Annotated in this window: 21 protein-coding genes and 1 riboswitch; of the genes, 2 read left to right on the top strand and 19 right to left on the bottom strand. The window is 44.0% G+C overall.

What is annotated here, in order from left to right; translation table 11 throughout:
- Positions 1–7 precede the first annotated feature (7 nt).
- From priA to JZO70_RS01665, 8 genes are all read right to left on the bottom strand, one after another.
- A complete protein-coding gene (gene priA, locus JZO70_RS01700) occupies positions 8–2,410 on the bottom strand; it encodes a primosomal protein N' (protein WP_207671801.1) in 2,403 nt (800 codons plus the stop codon).
- Positions 2,411–2,552: 142 nt separating this feature from the next.
- A complete protein-coding gene (gene rpoZ, locus JZO70_RS01695) occupies positions 2,553–2,858 on the bottom strand; it encodes a DNA-directed RNA polymerase subunit omega (protein ID WP_207671800.1) in 306 nt (101 codons plus the stop codon).
- A gap of 4 nt (positions 2,859–2,862) precedes the next feature.
- Positions 2,863–3,477 (bottom strand): guanylate kinase, encoded by a 615-nt coding sequence (gmk, locus tag JZO70_RS01690; protein ID WP_207671799.1) that lies wholly within the window; start codon positions 3,475–3,477, stop codon positions 2,863–2,865.
- Positions 3,478–3,571: 94 nt separating this feature from the next.
- Positions 3,572–3,856, bottom strand: a complete 285-nt coding sequence (locus tag JZO70_RS01685) for a hypothetical protein (protein ID WP_207671798.1) — start codon at positions 3,854–3,856, stop codon at positions 3,572–3,574.
- A 12-nt stretch (positions 3,857–3,868) separates the two neighbouring features.
- A complete protein-coding gene (locus JZO70_RS01680; protein WP_207671797.1) occupies positions 3,869–4,753 on the bottom strand; it encodes a YicC/YloC family endoribonuclease in 885 nt (294 codons plus the stop codon).
- Positions 4,754–4,762: 9 nt separating this feature from the next.
- Positions 4,763–4,981: a YdbC family protein gene (locus JZO70_RS01675; RefSeq protein WP_207671796.1), complete on the bottom strand. Its 219-nt coding sequence runs from the start codon at positions 4,979–4,981 to the stop codon at positions 4,763–4,765.
- A complete protein-coding gene (locus JZO70_RS01670; protein ID WP_207671795.1) occupies positions 4,951–6,591 on the bottom strand; it encodes a patatin-like phospholipase family protein in 1,641 nt (546 codons plus the stop codon). The genes JZO70_RS01675 and JZO70_RS01670 overlap by 31 nt, the downstream gene beginning before the upstream one ends.
- A gap of 56 nt (positions 6,592–6,647) precedes the next feature.
- On the bottom strand, positions 6,648–7,361 hold the full coding sequence (locus JZO70_RS01665) for a class A sortase (RefSeq protein WP_207671794.1): 714 nt from the start codon (positions 7,359–7,361) through the stop codon (positions 6,648–6,650).
- Positions 7,362–7,638: 277 nt separating this feature from the next.
- On the opposite strand from JZO70_RS01665, the gene JZO70_RS01660 reads away from it, so the two are divergent.
- The gene (locus tag JZO70_RS01660; protein ID WP_207671793.1) at positions 7,639–8,409 is read left to right on the top strand and encodes a hypothetical protein; all 771 of its coding nucleotides are present in this window, start codon (positions 7,639–7,641) and stop codon (positions 8,407–8,409) included.
- 44 nt (positions 8,410–8,453) lie between these two features.
- Here JZO70_RS01660 and thiT read toward each other — a convergent pair whose 3' ends face one another.
- From thiT to JZO70_RS01645, 3 genes are all read right to left on the bottom strand, one after another.
- Positions 8,454–9,038 carry an energy-coupled thiamine transporter ThiT gene (gene thiT / locus JZO70_RS01655; protein ID WP_207671792.1) on the bottom strand — a complete coding sequence of 195 codons (585 nt, stop codon included), beginning with the start codon at positions 9,036–9,038 and terminating at the stop codon, positions 8,454–8,456.
- Between the two features lie 52 nt (positions 9,039–9,090).
- Positions 9,091–9,189: riboswitch (TPP riboswitch) on the bottom strand.
- A gap of 61 nt (positions 9,190–9,250) precedes the next feature.
- Positions 9,251–9,616: a hypothetical protein gene (locus JZO70_RS01650; protein ID WP_207671791.1), complete on the bottom strand. Its 366-nt coding sequence runs from the start codon at positions 9,614–9,616 to the stop codon at positions 9,251–9,253.
- 64 nt (positions 9,617–9,680) lie between these two features.
- Positions 9,681–10,139 (bottom strand): low molecular weight protein-tyrosine-phosphatase, encoded by a 459-nt coding sequence (locus JZO70_RS01645; RefSeq protein ID WP_207671790.1) that lies wholly within the window; start codon positions 10,137–10,139, stop codon positions 9,681–9,683.
- Between the two features lie 69 nt (positions 10,140–10,208).
- Here JZO70_RS01645 and JZO70_RS01640 point away from each other — a divergent pair, with 69 nt between their 5' ends.
- On the top strand, positions 10,209–11,183 hold the full coding sequence (locus tag JZO70_RS01640; RefSeq protein ID WP_207671789.1) for a 2-hydroxyacid dehydrogenase family protein: 975 nt from the start codon (positions 10,209–10,211) through the stop codon (positions 11,181–11,183).
- Here the strand turns inward: JZO70_RS01640 and JZO70_RS01635 are convergent.
- The 8 genes from JZO70_RS01635 to JZO70_RS01600 form a co-directional block, all read right to left on the bottom strand.
- Positions 11,174–11,743: a TetR/AcrR family transcriptional regulator gene (locus JZO70_RS01635; RefSeq protein WP_207671788.1), complete on the bottom strand. Its 570-nt coding sequence runs from the start codon at positions 11,741–11,743 to the stop codon at positions 11,174–11,176. The genes JZO70_RS01640 and JZO70_RS01635 overlap by 10 nt on opposite strands.
- Positions 11,744–11,753: 10 nt before the next feature.
- Positions 11,754–12,764, bottom strand: a complete 1,011-nt coding sequence (ruvB, locus tag JZO70_RS01630; protein WP_430748878.1) for a Holliday junction branch migration DNA helicase RuvB — start codon at positions 12,762–12,764, stop codon at positions 11,754–11,756.
- A gap of 30 nt (positions 12,765–12,794) precedes the next feature.
- Complete coding sequence (gene ruvA, locus JZO70_RS01625) at positions 12,795–13,388, bottom strand: Holliday junction branch migration protein RuvA (protein WP_207671832.1); 594 nt, start codon at positions 13,386–13,388, stop codon at positions 12,795–12,797.
- 91 nt (positions 13,389–13,479) lie between these two features.
- A complete protein-coding gene (gene msrB / locus JZO70_RS01620) occupies positions 13,480–13,908 on the bottom strand; it encodes a peptide-methionine (R)-S-oxide reductase MsrB (protein ID WP_207671786.1) in 429 nt (142 codons plus the stop codon).
- A 62-nt stretch (positions 13,909–13,970) separates the two neighbouring features.
- Positions 13,971–14,528, bottom strand: coding sequence for a Maf family protein (locus JZO70_RS01615; protein WP_207671785.1), 558 nt, complete (start codon positions 14,526–14,528; stop codon positions 13,971–13,973).
- Between the two features lie 13 nt (positions 14,529–14,541).
- Positions 14,542–16,560 (bottom strand): DNA mismatch repair endonuclease MutL, encoded by a 2,019-nt coding sequence (mutL, locus tag JZO70_RS01610; RefSeq protein WP_207671784.1) that lies wholly within the window; start codon positions 16,558–16,560, stop codon positions 14,542–14,544.
- A gap of 18 nt (positions 16,561–16,578) precedes the next feature.
- Complete coding sequence (mutS, locus tag JZO70_RS01605) at positions 16,579–19,134, bottom strand: DNA mismatch repair protein MutS (RefSeq protein WP_207671783.1); 2,556 nt, start codon at positions 19,132–19,134, stop codon at positions 16,579–16,581.
- Positions 19,134–19,496: a YlbF family regulator gene (locus JZO70_RS01600; protein WP_207671831.1), complete on the bottom strand. Its 363-nt coding sequence runs from the start codon at positions 19,494–19,496 to the stop codon at positions 19,134–19,136. Before JZO70_RS01600 ends, mutS begins: the two co-directional genes overlap by 1 nt.
- Positions 19,497–19,506: the final 10 nt, after the last annotated feature.

The following is a 19,506-nucleotide window of genomic DNA, read 5'->3' as shown; positions in this document are numbered from 1 at the left end:
TTTCCTCCTAAATAAAATACATGGGTTCGCTGTCAATAGCAATCAATAGTCCACTGCGTTGTTCCTTTTGACTCTCTTGCAAAATGGTTTCTAACGTTGGATAGAGCTTCGTTTCTTTTTTATATTTGATAATCAACTGGTAATAGTAGCGGTTTTTCACCCGTAAAATGGCTCCCGGTGTCGGCCCTAGTAAAATACTCTGTGGACTTAACGCTTGTTTCAGTTGTTCACCTAACTGATACGCTTTTTGGGCCGCACGCATTTCTTCTTGGTGAGAAACCGTCAACTTCACCGTGTAGTAATAAGGCGGGTAATCTGTTTGATGGCGAATCCCCATCTCCAGTCGATAAAAGCCTTCGTAATCGTGCTCTTTGGCTAACTGGATGGCATAATGCTCAGGATTGAAGGTTTGGATAAGTACCTCGCCCTTCTTTTCTCCGCGCCCTGCTCGTCCGCTTACTTGAGTCAGCAGCTGGAAGGTCCGCTCACTGGAACGGAAATCAGGTAAATTTAACGCTGTGTCCGCATTAAGTACGCCCACCAGCGTTACATTAGCGAAGTCTAGCCCCTTAGCAATCATTTGAGTTCCTAAAAGGATATCTGCTTCATGATTGCCAAAAGCATCCAAAATTTTCTCGTGAGCTCCTTTGCGGCGAGTCGTATCTACATCCATCCGCAACACCCGAGCCTCAGGAATTAATTGTGCCAGCTCTTCTTGAATTTTTTCTGTTCCTGTTCCGTAATAGCGAATTTTATCTTTGCCGCAATCTGGACAACGACGAGGGATGTTCTCCTCATGGCCGCAATAATGACAACGCATCGTCTTAGTGTCCATATGCAAGGTCAACGAAATATCACAATTGGGACAAGGCAGTACAAAACCGCAGTCCCGACACATAACAAAGGAAGAATAGCCGCGACGATTTAGCAGTAAGACACTTTGTTCGCCTTTTACTAGACGATCCCGCAGTTTCGCTTCCATTTTTTCCGAAAAGGAAGAGCTTAGACGCCGCTGCATTTCCTCCCGCATGTCGACGATTTCTACAATCGGCAAAGTCGCGCTCTGATTGGCACGCTCAGTCATCGTTAACAACTGATACACGCCCTTTTGCGCTCTTGCTCGAGATTCTAATGAAGGAGTGGCACTGCCTAACACAACTGGGCAGTGGTGGTACTGTCCCCGCCAAATTGCTAAATCTCTGGCATGATACCGAGGAGTTTCTTCCTGCTTATAAGTCGTCTCATGCTCTTCATCAATTATGATGACTCCTAGGTTCTCTAAGGGTGCAAACACCGCTGAGCGAGCTCCTACGACCACACGAGCCTCTTTGCGTTCCAGCTTGCGCCATTCATCATATTTTTCACCTTGGGAAAGGCCGCTGTGCAGCACAGCAACTTCATCGCCAAAACGGGATTTAAAACGAGTCGCCATTTGCGGGGTCAACGAAATTTCCGGCACCAGCATCATCGCTGTTTGGCCTTTTTCCAATACGTCTGAGATAACTTGCAGATAGACTTCCGTTTTCCCGCTGCCGGTTATGCCTTCCAGCAAGAAAACCTCATGCTCATCGGCATCAGCTTTATCATGAATCGCTTGGTAAGCTGTTTGCTGCTGCGGATTTAAAGCTAAGGCCTGTGTTTGTTGGAATTCCCGTTCGGCAAAGGGGTCGCGATATTTTTCCACCTCTTCAAAGGCCAACCAGCCTTTTTCCTGCGCTTGATTTAAATTAGCTAAGGTAAAATCTTCAGCTTTCATTTGCTTCACCGAGATTAACTGGTCGTCAGCTAGGTTAGCTAAATAGTCCACCAGCTGCGTTTGTTTGGGTGCATTTTTTCGAATACCGGCTTTAATTGTTTCAATCTCAGTTCGGTCAAAGATCCGTTTAATGTAACGCTCGGTTTTTACTTTGTTTTTCGTATGTACTTCGTAACGTAATTCCACGAGATTTTGCTCTCGCAACTGCGCCATTTGTTTTAACAAACCTTGTTCTTCGGCTTCATCCCAGGTCATCTCAGTTTTGCCGCCAAATAATTGCTCTTTAACAGCCTCATCTTCAACCAATAAATACAGTTTCTTTTCGTAATTGGCCTTCATGACGCTTGGCAGCATCGTCTGCAAGCAAGTAATTTTGAAAGCAAAGGTGGTGTCCTTCATATGGTCTGCCAGCTGCAGCAGTTCGTGATTTAAAACCGGGGTCAAATCCAACACCCGAATAATGGCTTTTAGATTGTCAGCTGCCGGCTCTGCACTTTCTTGTAAATCAACTACGAAGCCTTGCACATGGCGACTTCCAAAGCTGACCTCTACGCGCATTCCCACCTCGACAGCCATTTGGGGCGGAACTAAATAGGTAAAGGGCTGATCTGTCTGCATTGCTGGTACGTCTACAATTACTTGTGCAAGTTTCATCCATTTCCGCCTCCTTGTTGTCTGTATTGTACTAAAAAATTTCTAATAATGAGTTAAATTCAAACGATTAGCAGGCAAATTTTCAGTTTTTCGAAAAATTACCCACTAATAAAAAAGGAAACAGGTGTAAATACACCTGTTCCTAGTTGTTTTGTTCGTTGCGGATGCGGGCTTCCAAATCGCGTTGTTCCCGTTCCCGTTGCATCTTACGTTCTTCTTCTTCCAACTTCAAACGTTCCCGCTTGATTTCTGGATGCGGATCATTGATCACCGTACCTGAGTCGATTTCTTCCAAAGCCTGACCAACACTTTTTACAGAATCAAAGCTGTTCAAGGTTGGTTTTGCACCAGAATCTAGTTCGTGAGCACGTTTGCTGGCCAAAATTACCAAAGAATATTTGGAGTTGACATGGTCTAGCAACGTGTCAATTGAAGGTTTTAACATCATAAGCTTATATCTCCTTTAACATTTTAATATATTTCCCAATTACTCGGTCTACCCGATAATGCTCGCTAATAATAATATCTTTGATTCGATTCACTGCTAAGTGCACTTCATCGTTTACAACTGCATAATCGTAAAGAGCCATCATTTCAATTTCTTCGCGGGCTACTTTCATTCGTTCATCAATCACTTCAGGACTGTCTGTACCACGACCGACAATACGTGCCTTTAGTTCAACTAAATCTGGCGGCGTCAGAAAAATAAACACACCATCCGGCACCTTGTCTTTCACTTGCTGTGCGCCTTGAACTTCAATCTCTAAGAAAACATCTTTCCCGCGATCTAGCGTCTCATTTACATAGGTTAGCGGTGTTCCATAGTAGTTCCCTACATATTCAGCATATTCCAACATTTCTCCGGATTCAATCATCGCTTCAAATTCTTCGCGGGTTCGGAAATAATAATCGACACCATCTACTTCCCCTTCACGCTTTTGGCGGGTGGTCATAGATATTGAATATTCAAATTCGTTGTCATCCCGTTCAAAAATCGCTTTACGAACGGTTCCCTTACCAACACCCGACGGCCCAGACAACACAATCAACAGTCCTCTTTCAGACATACTAACGCCCTTTCATGGTCTTTTTTCGCTATCGCTTATTGTGCACTTTTTTCGCCAAGATTTCAAGGGGTATTCGCCTGCTGCTAGCTATTTCTTAAAATCCCATGTTGGACAGCGTGTTAATAACGTCACGTAATTCACCATGCTGCTTAATCTCCTGATCAACCGGGTCAACTACTTCTTCTGCGGTAATTGATACGATAAATGCCCGATTTAATACGGCATACGTCCCATCATTAACCAAGATATGCAATTCTTTTTCATCATAGGACACAACAGCATCCTGCCATGCTTCAAAACCTTCTTTTTCTGAGGGAATTGCTCGTTTGACAATGCTGTGCCCGTTGCTTTGGTGAAAAGTGATATCGTAATACTTCATTTATCAACACTCCTATTCCACATTTTGGATTTGTTCACGTATCTTTTCTAGGATCGTCTTTAATTGTACCACGATATCTTTAATTTGAATGGGACTAGACTTTGAACCGATCGTGTTTACTTCGCGATTCATCTCTTGTAAAAGAAAATCCAGCTCGCGTCCGACCGGTCCGGTTATTTGCAGCAGGCTGTCCATTTTTTCTAGATGAATACTTAAACGATCCAGCTCTTCATGAACATCTCCGCGTTCCAGCAAAATGGCCATCTCAGTCAACAGACGGTCTTGATCCACCGCACCTCCCAAATATTCCTGCAGCTTCTCTTCATAGCGCTTTTGATAATCCGCTTCATAAACATCTACAAATTGTTTTAATGCTTCAATTTGAGCAAAAACATCTTGCCGATAACCAGCTAGTACAGCTTGAATACCGGCACCTTCGGCTTCACGGCTTTGAATAAGCTGCTGGAAGGCTTGCGTTGCTGCCGCTTGTACCAAGGACTCCAGTGTCTCGTCAGATTGCTTGCGGTCTTCTAATGTCACATAGTCGTCTTGCTCCAAACTTTTCAGCAAAATTTCGTTTACTGGCAGATCAGTAACCCCGTACCGTTCTTTAGCACCGGTTTTAAGACCTTCAATCAATTGATCCAAAAGTTCCCACTGAATCACAACTTGTTTGTTGCCCGTCTTCAAAGGCGCCAAATTGATATACATATCCACTCGACCACGTTGAACCTGTTCTTTGGCAATTTTCCGCAGCAAGGTTTCGTAAGCATTCAGCTCTTTAGGCATGCGGATTTGCAAATCCAAAAACCGATTGTTGACACTCTTTAACTCGATGCTTAATTCATAGGCCTCATTTACTGCAGTCCCTTGGCCGTAGCCTGTCATACTTTTCATAATTAACCTCTACATTTCCTTCATGATTTTCTGCAGCGCTTCAAATTCTTCGTTGGACAAGGTGACACCTTTACCCATTTTCTCATGCTCAGGTGCCCAGTCCCGCAAATCAAACTTTGGCGGACGTCCGTTCCAGCTGATTAAATTCAATTCCTTACGCCAGCCTTTGGCGTTTTCCGATAATACTGCAATTTCTTCTACGATTTCGTAACTAAACTCTCCTGCCATAGTACTTCCTCCTGAATGAATGTTAAAAATAAAGCCAGCAAGGTGGGCAACGGCCATGCTGAAAAGGCAGCTTCCCAATTATCCACCTGCTGTTGGTATAATTTTATCGTACGGTTATAGGTTGATAACCGGTTCATCTCTTGCCAGCGTTGATTCAAATGCTCTTTAACCGAAACAATCGGGCTGATTTCTTTGTCGTTTTCGACATTTTGACAAAGCAAATCCACTAAGTCGTTGATTCGATAAATCTTTAGAGGGGAAACCTGCAGCCACTCAGCCCATTGCTCTAACAAAGAAAGACTCAACTGTTCTAGCGGCTGATTATAATTTTTCCGCTGGATATCCGAAATCCTGGCTAACGAAAGCGCAAACTTCCTTTGAACGTAGGCGATAAACGCACGTGTTAATTGTGTAAAATTTTCTGTCGGTTCAAAAAAGTAGCGCTGCCCTTGATTTTTTCCTAAGCAGCGCTGCATTTCAAGGTAGCCTAATTGGATATTAGCTTGGGAGCGATCTGATTCAAACAGCAGCATTTCCCCTAAATCCCACGTGCTGGCTAGCTGGATCCTTGCTACATTTGAGGGGACCTTCACAGCCTTATCAATACCTGGACCGTGTACATCTACTACGATAACTTCTGATGCACCTTGTTTTAAGGCAACATCAACGGGTACATTGTTGCGATACCCGCCATCAACGTAAAAATGTTCATCGATTGATTCAATCGACATCAACGGAAAAAAGGCTGATGATGCCAGCAGCCAAGGCAGCATTCTGCTTTGTGTCTGCTCATTCAATTTTACCACGACTTCTTGAAATGTGGGGATACGAGTAGCCACTACATATAACGGCACACTTTTAGTCAGCTTGTCGGCGTCTAAATGGGATTCAAGCAGCTTCCGCAGCGGAGCCGTGGATAAGCCTTTCTGCTGGATGGCTTCGAAAACGAATTGGCGCAATTGGTGAACATGATCAGAAAAATCCGCCCGCTCTAGATCGTCAAAGCTGATTTCCAGTACTTTGTCCGTTGAAATCTCCTGCCATAATGTCTCAGCAGCCTTTAGATCACCTTGTGCAATCAATGCACCGTTTAGCGCGCCAACTGAACAGCCTGCCACCCACTGAAAAGGCAGCTTGTTCTCTAACATAGCTTTCCAAACACCAATTTGGTAAGCGCCACGAGCGCCGCCTCCGCCTAGAACCAATGCGGTATTGTAGGTAAGTTTTTTTCGCCAGCCGCAGTCGCATTCTGTATAGCCTCGATCGATTAACCAATTAGCTAATGGCAATGGCGCAGCCAGTACCAGTACCACCTGCGACCTGAAATTCTGTCGAGCAGCAGTTTCTAAAAGACCGATTCCTTCCTGCCAAGAAAGCTCTCCGACAGTTAAAAAGTTGTGAACCTGCCAAGCGGTTCCTATTTTCTGAATCTCAATAAATAGTTGCGTGTGCTGAACTGTTATGCAATAAACACGCCCTTTTTTTAAGGCCTGAAGCATTCGTTGGGCCGCTTGACTATGTACTGCATCAAAAGGAAAAAGCAAGCGAGCTTGCTGAATCGTATCTTGGTACCTTAACAGCTCAGATGGATACAATTGCTGAACCTTCATCTGCTTCCCCTCCTAAAAGAAAAGCCACAAAGCCCGTGAGCCTTGTGGTTTCTTGATTAATACGTCCGTTGTTCCATGTTGAAAGCATCCTGCATTTGCTGCGTCGCTTTTTCAACTGGTGTAACTGCTTCTAATTCGCCTTGCACGACTATTCGCGTAATCCCGTCGATTTCACCACAGGTTACCAGAGTGACCTGCCGTCGATCAGGCAATACATCCAAATACTTCACTTCAGTAGGCTGTACGCGGACCTTAAGAGCCGTTCTGTAGGTATAAATATTAGCCAAGTCAGTCAGATAGATTTTATCTCCTTCTTGAATGTTATCTAACGGAGTAAACAATAAGCCAGCTTCGGCTGCTCGGTGACTTGCCAAACCGTAGTTTCCCTCGCCCATTACCTGCTCAGGCTCCAGCGTTCCTGCCCCGAAAAGCAGTGCTTCGTTGGACAGCCCTTTAAAAATAGGTAAATTGATCGCAACAGATGGTATAGCTATTCCGCCAATAACCGGCAAGCGTTTATTGCTCAACTGAGCGCGCATTACAGCTTCCGTACTGGCAGGAATAACCGCGTCAAAATCAAAGGGCATATCCTCTTGCATATTTTGATCAATGTCTTCTTTAGACATGTTTGCAACAGCATAACGATCACCATTATACTGAATGAGAAAGTTCTTTATTTGGTTGTTAAAAATTAAAGCCAAACCGACTAATAATAATAAAAGTAAAAATATATTGATCAGCCAATTGCGTTTTTTTCTTTTCCTTTTCATGAACGGTCCTCCATAGTATTCTCGATTTTATCATACCACAAAGAGGTGGTAAATCTTTTACTTTAATGAGTTGTTTTTACCTAGTTTTAAGATATTCTAAAGAAAATAACCAATGTTTTTTAACTGCCTTTTGAAATGGTACTATAATGAAAGCTACTTGTGAAAATTATCGCAAAAGCGTTTTCAGTTGTAATGTAATTTTAAAATAAAAGAAACGAGCTTTTTTTTAATTCATGAGTTAAAATGATGGTGACGATGATTGGAGAGGGTGAACAACTTGTTAGACATGCTTTTTGTATACATAGATACCACCAGCAATGCCGTTTTTTCTAAGGGACTTTCCCCAGCGGACTTTGTTGAGGGCATTGTTCATCAGCCGGACCATCTGCTTTTGTTAGACCCAGCAGCCGAGATTGGTGAATTCGATACCCACAGCGGCTTGAAGGTCATCAGCGGCACTCATGCTGTCACTCAATTTTTTAACAACAAACAGTTCACACAATCAACAACCAATAAATGGATTGACTTTACAAACCCAGCTTTATTAAAGGAATTAACACCTTTAGAAATCTCTGAATTATTGTATTTTGGCCATATGCGGACTCATTTGCATTCGCCATTCTTTTATAAACTACAAAATAATTTTGTCTATTTTAATCTAGGCAGCGAAACCTTACGTGTATATTACCGCTATTTAGATGAGTTTTACCGGATTTTAGCTAGCAAAATTACCCGAATTGCCTTAGAAAAGGTTAATGACAAACGTTCTTTCTTCCGTAAAGGATCTTCTGTCAACCATTTGGAAGGGGAAGTTTTAAAGGATTTATATCCCATTTTTCAAGAAGGTGCCGTCTTCTGTTTTTCACAAGCCCAGCTTGAAAATAAAATGTATCGCATCCCCATCTATTTATCCGATGAAAAAGGCTGGCGCAAACATCAGCCCAGCTATAAACAGGATCAAAAAATGGGCACCTTAACTTATGATTTAGGGCACCAAAAATGGAGCCTATCTTTAGAAAAAGACGATTTGGCTTTTGCCTTTCGTTAAAACGACCACTTTTGCCTTTAATTGACAGAAGTGGTCGTTTATTTTTATCTCGTTTTCATACCTAATGTTTCAGCATCCCGCGGCAAAAACAGCTGCGGCACTTTTTTCAAAGCGCCTACGGCAATTACTGAGGTGACAATCCCCGTCGCCAGACCGCCAGCACCGTTCATTACAAAAGAAAAAATCCAAGGATTCATTCCCCATAAGGCGTAGCTGCCCCAGAAAACCACTCCAGCAATGAAATGCCAGAAGAAACGAGCACCTGTCCCTGCTAAGCTGCCTAGAATAACGTTTTTAGCTGCTTCTTTTTGGTTGTGATCCAGCAGCGCCTGTTGAACTTTAGGGGCATACAATCCGGCAAAGCCAGCAAAGGTAAAGGCAATCGGATACTCGATTAGAACTTGCAAGACACTAAGAAACTGTAGATTTCCTGTGAAATGCAATATTCCCCAAATAAAGGATGAAAGCAAAGCGGGCCGAACGCCTCTTCGTAAAGCAAAAATGGTCATAGGTACCATTCCCAGCGAAATTGTAAGACTGCTTCCGATGTTTGAGGGAATGAATGACAGCATATACGCCAATGCGGCTACTATCGTTCCCTCCACCATAATTCTCGTTTTGTTGTGCATAAAAAAACTCCTCCTTTTTTTGAACATACAGTTCACAAAGGAGAAGTAAATATATTTACTTCATCACAATTCCTACGCTCGCATGACCGAAACAGGTACTAGGGTTTAGAGTGTCCTCATTCTCAGCCCGAAGGCTCCCCTTTGTGACAGCATTATTCTTTTAGTATTTTTTACTCTTTTAGTATAGCACACACTCAGGTTAATTCAAGTAATTAACGCGAAACCCGTTCTTGATCGCCGTTTGGTGCCAGGGTCGTTACTTTTTTAATACGATCCACCGTTAGCATTTGCAACTGATTGTCCTGTGTTCGAACCACCAAAGAATCATTGCCCACCGTTTTTGGCAGCCAGCCAGAAACCGTTTGAAATTTTTCGGGATCATTCTCGTGCTGTACCTGCAAAACGACTAAACTATTATGTAACGCTGCTGATCTCAGCTGGCTCATAATCGTTTCATTGGCTTGCTCTTGGGCACGTTTATCAGCAGAATCATTTAGAAAATCGGACAAAAAACGGAAAGACGAACTAGAAAAGGCTTTTATTAAATTCTTTTTAGCTTTTTCAGGTTTCTTCTTCATGTCATTTTCCTCCTTGTATGTACTCTGATTTTACTCAAAATCGGGCTAAAAAACAATAAATAGGCTATTCTTCAAAAAAAGTTAACCAATAAGGCAGACCTTTCTGAATCAAGCTATAAGTTTCCTGAAAATTTCCTGTATACCAGGGATCGGGAATGCCTTGGCCTTCTTTTCCGGGAACAAGATCCAAATAAAGCCGAACTTTATTTTCGGTCCCAGCTGGTGCCAGCGCCAATAAATCCTCTACATTTTCGCGATCCATCCCGATGATATAATCAGCCGTGTAAAAATCATCTGCTGTTACTTGGCGAGAGTACATTCCTTTCGTACTAATTCCGTGTTCCTTCAAAATTTTTCGGGTCCCGTGATGAGGCGGGTTGCCTACTTCCCAACGACTAGTTGCGGCTGAATCTACGTTGAACACAGCTGATTTTCCCTGCTTTTCAAACTGATTACGGAAAACAGCTTCAGCCATTGGCGAACGACAAATGTTCCCCATACAAACAAAAAGAATTTTTTTCAATTGATTCCCTCCTCGAGCCAAATAAAGTATTTCATGCTATAGTCAAATCATAGAAATGAGGTTGATAGTATGAGTCGTATTTTTCTTTCTGCTAAAATTCCAGCGATTGGCACCCAGCTATTAGATGAAGCTAATCTAGACTACTATGTTTTTGCTGGTGAAGGGGTGATTTCCCAAGAGGAGCTTTTAGCAAATGTGGCAGATTGCCAAGTATTAATTTGTCCTTTGTCCACGACGGTTGATCAAACAGTCATTGACCAGGCACCAAATTTACGTTTGATCGCCAATTTTGGGGCCGGCTTTAACAATATTGATGCGGAGTACGCCAAGGAAAAAGGAATTTATGTAACGAATACTCCGATTGTTTCCACCAATGCAACAGCTGAATTGACTGCTGGTTTGATTATTGCCTTGTCCCGCAGAATTGCAGAAGGCGATCGGCTAATGCACGGTGCCGGCTTTGACGGCTGGGCTCCTTTGTTCTTTCTAGGTCATGAACTGAAGGACAAAACATTGGGTATTATCGGTATGGGACAGATCGGACAATCTTTAGCAGAAAAAATGGCTGCTTTTGGTATGAAAATTATTTATAGCCAACGACACCAATTGAAACCCGAACAAGAAAAAGCCCTGAATGCTGAGTTTCACTCTCAAGAAGAGGTTATTCAGCAGGCGGATATTCTTTCATTGCACGCGCCATTAACTGACGAGACTCGTCATTTGTTGAACTACGAAGCCTTTCAACAAATGAAAAATTCGGCTTTTGTCATCAATGCCGCTCGCGGACCGCTGATTGACGAAGAGGAATTAGTGCAAGCGTTAAAGGATCAGCAAATCGCTGGAGCTGCATTAGATGTCTACGAATTTGAACCCGAGGTAACTGAAGCGTTGAAAGACTTCGACAATGTCATTTTAACACCTCATATTGGTAATGCCAGCGTAGAAGCTCGCGAAAAAATGGCCGAGATCGTCGTGAAAAATGCCATTGCTTGCCTAGAAGGCAACGCCTTAAGCTATATTGTTAACGGACTGTCTCAAGACTGATCTTGTTCATACAAGCGATAGGCAAAAAATTCGATATCTTTAGCAAAACGGAACAGCTGCGCTGCGATAGCGATCGGCTGTTCTTTTGCGTCAGCCAGCAGCCAGTCAGTTAAAATACCGCCGCAACCGTAGGCCAGAAACCGAGCATAAAAATCCTTATCCGTGTTAGACAATACCTCTTCTTGATCCACATCTTCAAACAATCGAATAAATAGGCTTTTTGCCAAGCCGATAAATTCTTTAGAAAGCACCTCTGGATCAGCTTGCACCGTATTCAAATAAAACTGATGGTAATGCTGCATCTCCTTAAGCATCTTCAAGACGGCTTCTTCCCAGTTTTCAATCGTCATCCCTGGCGACTGCAAATAATTCAGCCCGCATTGATAATAGGCGTACCGCAGCAAAGACCGCTTGTCTTTAAAATGGTAGTAGAAGTTCTGGCGGTTGACGCTGGCTGCCTGACTGATTTCTTGTACCGTTAGCTTTTCAAAAGGTCGTGTCTGGCACAATTGAAGCAGTGCTTGGACTAATTGTTCCTTGGCTCCTTTGTTTGCCGCCATCTTTTCACCTCTACTCTATTGGATCGATTGGATAGTTAAAGTGCTCGTAAGCCATCGGGGTCACCATACGACCGCGAGGGGTTCGCTTCATGAAACCTTTTTGAATCAAGTAAGGCTCATACATATCTTCCACCGTCTCACGTTCCTCACCGATATTTACCGCTAATGTGCTGAGTCCGACTGGTCCGCCACTGTATAATTCGATCATTGTTTTTAATAATTTTTGGTCTACATAGTCCAGTCCCGCTTGATCCACCTGCAATAAACGCAAGGCTTGATCCGCAATCGAACGGTCAATGACCCCATTGGATTGAACTTGGGCAAAGTCGCGGATCCGTTTCAACAAACGGTTGGCAATCCGCGGGGTTCCCCGTGAACGGCGGGCAATCTCAATTGCGCCTTCTTCCACAATCTCGGTATTAAAAATATCAGCTGACCGCAAAACAATTTCCCGCAAATCATCTTCCTTGTAATATTCCATGTGGGAAATGATCCCAAAACGATCCCGCAATGGTGCTGACAGCATGCCAGCACGAGTAGTTGCTCCCACTAAAGTAAAGGGCGGCAACGGAAAATGGACTGGGTGAGCGGTTGCGCCTTGCCCTACCATAATGTCCACGAAATAGTCCTCCATAGCAGAATACAACGTTTCTTCTGCTACCCGAGGCAAGCGATGAATTTCATCGATGAACAAAATATCGCCAGGTTCCAATTCATTCAGAATCGCTACTAAATCTCCCGGACGTTCTACCGCCGGACCGCTGGTTGTGCGAATCTTGACGCCCATTTCGTTAGCAATGACCATCGCCATTGTTGTTTTCCCTAAACCGGGAGGACCATAAAGCAATACATGGTCCAAGGCTTCTTCACGGTTTTTCGCTGCCTCAATATAAATCTGCAGCTCCGTTTTCACTTTGTCCTGACCGATATACTGGGAAAGAAACTGAGGGCGCAGGGATTTTTCTAAACTTATTTCGATTTCATCTGCCTCTGGCGATAAAATACGTTCTTCTTCCAACAGGCTGTCCTCCTTGTTTTTGTATTATTTGTTCTATTTTTTCATCATCAGCTTCAGTGCTGCTCGCAAGTATTCATCGGTACTTTGATAGTTTTCTTTCTCTAACACTTTTTCTACCCGCTTAGTTTCTTTCGGACTGTAGCCCAGTGACTGCAATGCTTCGATGGCTTCTGCCAAGGCGTTGTCGTCATTGCCTTGATGGAACAAGGACATTGGGTTTTCCACCAATTCAGCTAATTTGCCTTTAAGGTCTAACACCATTTGCTGCGCGGTCTTTTTACCGACGCCTGGGAATTTAATTAAATAGTTCACATCACCGGCTTCGATGGCTTGGATCAAGCCTTGATGATCTTCATTTGCCATAATGGCCAAGCCGCTTTTCGGCCCAATGCCTGAGACAGACAATAAACGTAGAAATAATTGCTTTTCAGCCAACGTTTCAAAGCCGTATAATGAATGAGCGTCCTCGCGAATAATCTGCTGGACGTAGATAGTGATTGTCTGCTCCAATTTGCTGCTGTAACGATAGGGATTGCCCAATGCGATCTGATAGCCAACGCCCTGCACATCTAAGACCACATAGGCGGGACTGATGTATGTAAGTTTACCTGTAATATATTCGTACATGTCTTTTCCTTTCTGCACATATGTTCTCATTATTTTAGCACAAATGCGCGAGACAAAAAAGACCGGGGCAATTTGTCCCGATCATTCTGTATTATTCTACGTCGTTTTTATATTCGCCATACCCTTGGGCATCCATTTCATCATAAGGAATGAAGCGCAAGGATGCGGAGTTGATGCAATAACGCAAGCCACCCTTATCTGCTGGACCGTCGGTGAAAACATGGCCCAAATGGGAATCAGCTTCTTTACTGCGAACTTCCACCCGATGCATGCCGTGGGAAAAATCAGCTTTTTCCTTTACGCCGCGTTTTTCCAATGGTTTAGAAAAAGCCGGCCAGCCGCAGCCAGCATCATATTTATCACTAGAAGAAAACAGCGGTTCACCGCTGACAATGTCGACATAAATCCCTTTTTTGTAAAAGTCGTCGTATTTACCAGTGAAAGGTCGTTCAGTGGCATTTTCTTGCGTCACTGCATATTCTACTGGTGAAAGTTTCTTTTTCAAATCTTCTTGTTCCATCTTTCATCACGCTCCTTTACATTCATAGTAAGAGGAAGTGTCAGAAAACACGAATTCTTTGCCTAAAAAGCGAAGCTTTTTAACATTTGATTTACTTTTCCAACCGGGAAACCCACGATACTGTAGTAATCGCCTTCGATTTTTTCTACAAATACTCCAGCCTGGTGTTGGATACCGTAAGCACCGGCTTTATCTTTATAGTCGCCCGTATCTAAATAGCCTTCAATTTCTTCTTTCGATAGGGCATAAAAAGTAACGGTGGCTGAAGTTAAAGCTTCCTCTACTTGATCGCCTTTACGCAGTACAACCGCTGTATAGACGACGTGACTGCCGCCGCTCATAGCAGCCAGCATCTCGTAAGCCTCTTGACGGTCTTTAGGCTTGCCTAGGATCTTGTCCTCTAACACTACAACCGTATCCGAAGCAATCACTAAATCCTGCGGGTGCTGTTCTGCAATCACCGCCGCTTTTTGGCGAGCCATCTCTTGAACATAGCCTTTCGGTGTATGCTCCGGCTTGATTTCTTCGTCTACATCAGCAGGTTGAACTTCAAATTCGGGAATCAGCCAAGCCAGCAATTCTTTACGTCTTGGAGATTGTGAGGCTAAAATGACAGACATTCTTTTCGCTCCTTTAATGGGGATCTTGAATTCGTTTGAACAGGTGCTCCATGTCGCTGTTGCTGAAATGAATCAGAACCGGACGGCCATGGGGACAATTAAAGGGATTTTCACATTTAGCTAAATCAGTTAATAAAACCCGAGCCTGCGCTTCATTCAAATGATGATTCGCCTTGATGGATCGTTTACAGCTCATCATGATGGCTGTTGCTTCCCGGAATTTCTTGACGCTGACTGATCCGGTGACCAGCAGCATATCAATCATTTCTCGGATAATACTTTCTTCTTGCCCGGCTGGGTACCAGGTAGGATGTGCTCGAACCACGAAACTATTAGGTCCAAACTCTTCCAAATAAATCCCGACCTCTTCCAGCAGTTCGGTTTTTTCCTTCAGCTTGATCGCATCATTGTTAGGATAATCCAGAACGAAAGGAACTAGCAGGTCCTGCAAGTCACTGCTGACATCGCCAATCTTTTCCCGGAAATACTCATATTTGATTCGCTCTTGGGCAGCATGCTGATCCACGATGTATAGCCCCTCTTTACTTTGGGCAAACAAATAGGTGCCATGCATTTGACCGAAGTATTCCAGCATTGGGAAACGTTCCTTCGGCTGTTCATGGGTTAATTTATTAATAGCCTTTTCGACTTCCCGCTCCCCAGACAAGGTGCTTAGATCAAATTCCGGATGCTCGGCGGCTTCCCGTAATTCTTCTGCTTCCTCTTCTGCCGTTTGCTCAACAGCCTCTGGAATTTCTTGTCTTTCACTTACTTCAGCAGCTGGTTCCGCAAATGCCACACTGGTTTCCTCAATAATCGAAGTCGGTGGTGTGGTAGGCTTGAAGGCTGCATCTTGTTTGGGTAAGGGAGCTGGTTCTGTACTTTCGGTTGGTTCTTCCATATAAAAGCGGCCAGTCTCCGGATTGTAGCTCAATCCGCTTTTCTTGCCGGTGGGCTGTTCCAGCGCCAGATCCAGCTGTTCGGTTTTCACCGGTTCTACTTTACGCTTAAAGCTAGGTGATTCACCTGCGTCGGGAATCAAGTTCACTTGGCGCAAACCGTCCGCAATCGTTTGACTGATTAAAGCCATTAATTCTTTTTCTTTCGACAAACGTACCTCTTGCTTCGTCGGATGCACGTTCACATCCACTAACAGCGGGTCCATTTCGATCTCGATTACCGCAATTGGAAAACGTCCCACCATCAGCTTCGACTGATAGCCGTTGACAATTGCCTTGTTTAAGGCGTAATTCTTAATATAGCGGCCGTTAATAATGATCGACAAGTAATTACGGCTGGCTCTAGTAACTTCCGGCAATGAAATATAACCCTTCAAAGCGAAGTCTAAATCCTGCGCCTTAATTTCCAGCATTTTTTTAGCAATACTGACGCCGTAAATACCGGCAACTGCTTGTTTCAAATCACCATTTCCGCTGGTCGTCAGCATTTTATGCCCGTCATGGACTAGACGAAAGGCAATATTCGGATGGCTCAATGCCATGCGATTGACAATGTCACCGACATTAGCCAATTCAGTCTGCAGACTTTTCACGTATTTCAAGCGAGCAGGTGTATTGAAAAACAAGTTTTCGACGGTAATCTTGGTGCCGGTACGTAAAGAGGTGGGGCGATGCTCTTCGATTTTTCCACCCTTCAAGTACAGGTGGGAACCTTGACTTTCTTCGGCAGTAGCTGTTTCCAGCGTCAATTCCGAAACAGAAGCAATCGATGGCAGGGCCTCGCCGCGAAAACCTAAGGTCCGAATGCGGAATAAGTCGTCACGGTTGTGAATCTTGCTGGTGGCATGGCGCTTAAAGGCATTCTCTACGTCGTCTTGGCTGATCCCTTCACCATTATCTACCACTTGAATTTTTTTCAAGCCAGCTTCTTCAATTAAAATATCTATTTGAGTGGCATGGGCATCGATGGCATTTTCCACTAGCTCTTTTACCACTGACGCCGGCCGCTCTACTACTTCACCAGCAGCGATCTGATTGGCCAGACGTTCGGATAATTCTTGGATTTTTCCCATCATATCCCTCCTCAAGGATTAAATCTGTTTTTGTAAATCGTACAGGAAGTTTAACGCATCTATCGGCGTCATTTCCAGTAAATTGGCTTTCTTCAAACGATCGATGGTGCCTAGCTCCGCAGTGGAAACTTCATTGAATAAGGAAAGCTGTTCGTTTTCTTCTTCCACTACCTGCGGTTGCACAGCTGGACTGTCGGCCTCTAAAGCCGCCAAAATCGTTGCCGCCCGCGAAAGTAATTCGGTAGGCATGCCAGCGATTTTCGCTACATGAATCCCGTAACTTTTATCAGCTGGTCCATCCATCAATTTATGCAAGAAGACGACTTCACCATTTTGCTCAACGGCACCGACGTGGACATTTTTCATTTGAGGAAGTTGTTCCTCCAATACGGTTAATTCATGATAATGCGTTGAAAACAGGGTTTTAGCTTTGACCGTTTTATGGATGTATTCGATAATCGCCTGGGCTAAAGCCATTCCGTCATAGGTAGCTGTTCCCCGTCCTAATTCATCAAAAAGAATCAGACTGTTTGGTGTCGCATGGCGCAAGGCCTGATTGGCTTCCATCATTTCCACCATAAAGGTTGATTGGCCGGCAATTAGATCATCACTGGCCCCAATTCGGGTAAAGATTTGATCGAAAATCGGCATCTCGGCACTTTCAGCCGGTACAAAGCAGCCCATTTGTGCCATGATGACCGTCAACGCTAATTGACGCATGTAGGTGCTTTTCCCAGACATATTCGGTCCAGTGATTAAGAGAATCATTTCATCGGGATTCATATGAACACTGTTAGGAATGTATTCCTGGTGTCCTAATACTTTTTCCACAACTGGGTGACGGCCTTCTTTAATTTGCAAATCGTGACTGTTGGCTTTGATTTCAGGCTGAATGTATTGATACCGTTCACTGACTGTGGCAAAGCTTTGCAGCACATCGGTGGAACTCAGGCTTTTTGCCAGCTTTTGCAGGCGGGTGATTGCCTTTTTCACTTCATCGCGAACCGTTAAAAACAGCTTGTATTCTAAGGCCACTGATTTTTCTTCTGCTTCTAAAATCAGGGTTTCTAACTTTTTCAATTCCGGCGTGATGAACCGTTCCGCATTGGTTAAGGTCTGCTTGCGCTCATACTTGCCTTCTTCTAAGTTAGCCAGATTGGCCTTGGTAATTTCGATATAGTAGCCGAACACGCGATTATAGCCGACTTTTAAAGTTTTGATACCGGTCGCCTGGCGTTCACGAGCTTCTAATTCTGCCAGCCAGGTTTTACCATTTTTCATCGCTGCCCGGTATTCATCCAACTGCTCATTGTAGCCATCTTTGATGATATTGCCTTCTGTGATTTGTAAAGGCGCATCTTCATTGATGGCATGCTCAATCAGTTCAACTAATTCATCCATCGGTTCCATATCCACCAATAGATCGTTCCATTCGCCTTTGTTGATGCCTTGCAGCAGTTCGCGAATCCGGGGAACTTGCGCTAGTGACGTTTTAAGCTGAATCAAATCGCGGCCGTTCACATTGCCAAAGGCGACACGTCCAGCCAATCGTTCCAAATCATAAACCTTTGTTAGCGTCTGATTTAAATCTACTCGCTCAAAATAGGCGTTCAGCAAAGAAGCCACCATCGCTTGGCGGGCTTGAATTTGACGTTTCTGAATCAGTGGTCGATCGATCCATTGTTTTAGCAGGCGGCCACCCATTGCGGTTTTGGTTTCATCTAATAGCCACAGCAGGGTGCCTTGTTTTTTACCTGTCCGGATTGAGCGGGTTAATTCTAAGTTGGTTTTAGAAAAATAATCCAGCTTCAAAAAGTGTTCCGGCTGATATTCTTCGGCTTTTTGAATATGTCCTAAGCTGCGTTTTTGCGTGACTGATAAATAGGTTAACAGCTTGCCGGTGGCTTCTCTTTCTAAGGGATGCTCAATGTCAGCTGTTAAAAAGTTAAATTCAGCATTGTCCTCAATCGTTTTTTGGCTAGAAAAAACGAGACCTAGGCGTTCGCCTAAGTTCTTTTGCAATTCGTCAGGGATTTCGCTGCCTAAAATCAGTTCTTTTGTCTGCAATGCAGTCGCTTCGTTCATGACTGCTTCTTCATCCTGCAGCAAGGCCGTTTTTAATTCACCGGTGGAAAGATCGGCATAGGCAAAGCCAAATTGCTGGCCGGATTGCACAACGGCAGTTAAGAAGTTGTTAGCCTTGGCATCGATTCCTTTGCCTTCCATTAAAGTTCCTGGGGTGATTAGTTGTACGACTTCCCGTTTTACCATCCCCTTGGCTTCTTTTGGGTCTTCCATTTGTTCACAGATAGCGACTTTATAACCTTGCTCCACCAAGGTGTCAATATAGCCTTGGGCGGAATGATGAGGAACGCCGCACATGGGAATAGGGTCGTCCGCATTGCGGTTGCGGCTGGTTAAGGTCAATTCCAGCAGCTGCGCCACTTGAACCGCATCTTCGTAAAATAGTTCATAGAAATCGCCTAAGCGATAAAATAAAAAGGCGTCCTTATATTGATTCTTGATGGCTAAATACTGCTCCATCATAGGGGTGTTTTTGGTTTTCTGAGGCATTATTCCTCCTCCTCTAAGGCTTGATTAATTTCCGTTTGGATCATTGAGGTTAAGTGGTGCAGTAAATCATTGGCTTCGCCCAAATGTTCCCGATAAGCCGTCACTAATGGGTGCTGTTCCATTTTTTGAGTCAAGGCGTCGGCCTTTTTCAGTGCTTCTTTTTCAGCAGCCGGCTTGTCATAATGGGCAAAATGAACGGCATCCTTTTGGGCTTGTTTAATTTCTTCTTGCAGCGTATGTAAAGACGTGTTCGCGTCCACCCGACCTTTGACAGTCTGGTAGCCGCGAATCACGTCATTTTCAGCCAAAAGGCTTGTTAAATTATCTAAAGCAGTCTGAACTTCAGCTTCGTTGGTTAAAATGGTTGTTCAC

Source organism: Candidatus Enterococcus moelleringii, assembly GCF_017377575.1.
Taxonomy (GTDB): Bacteria; Bacillota; Bacilli; order Lactobacillales; family Enterococcaceae; genus Enterococcus_A; species Enterococcus_A moelleringii.
The sequence above is the reverse complement of the archived record's forward strand: the minus strand, read 5'-3'. Positions and strand labels throughout refer to the sequence as shown.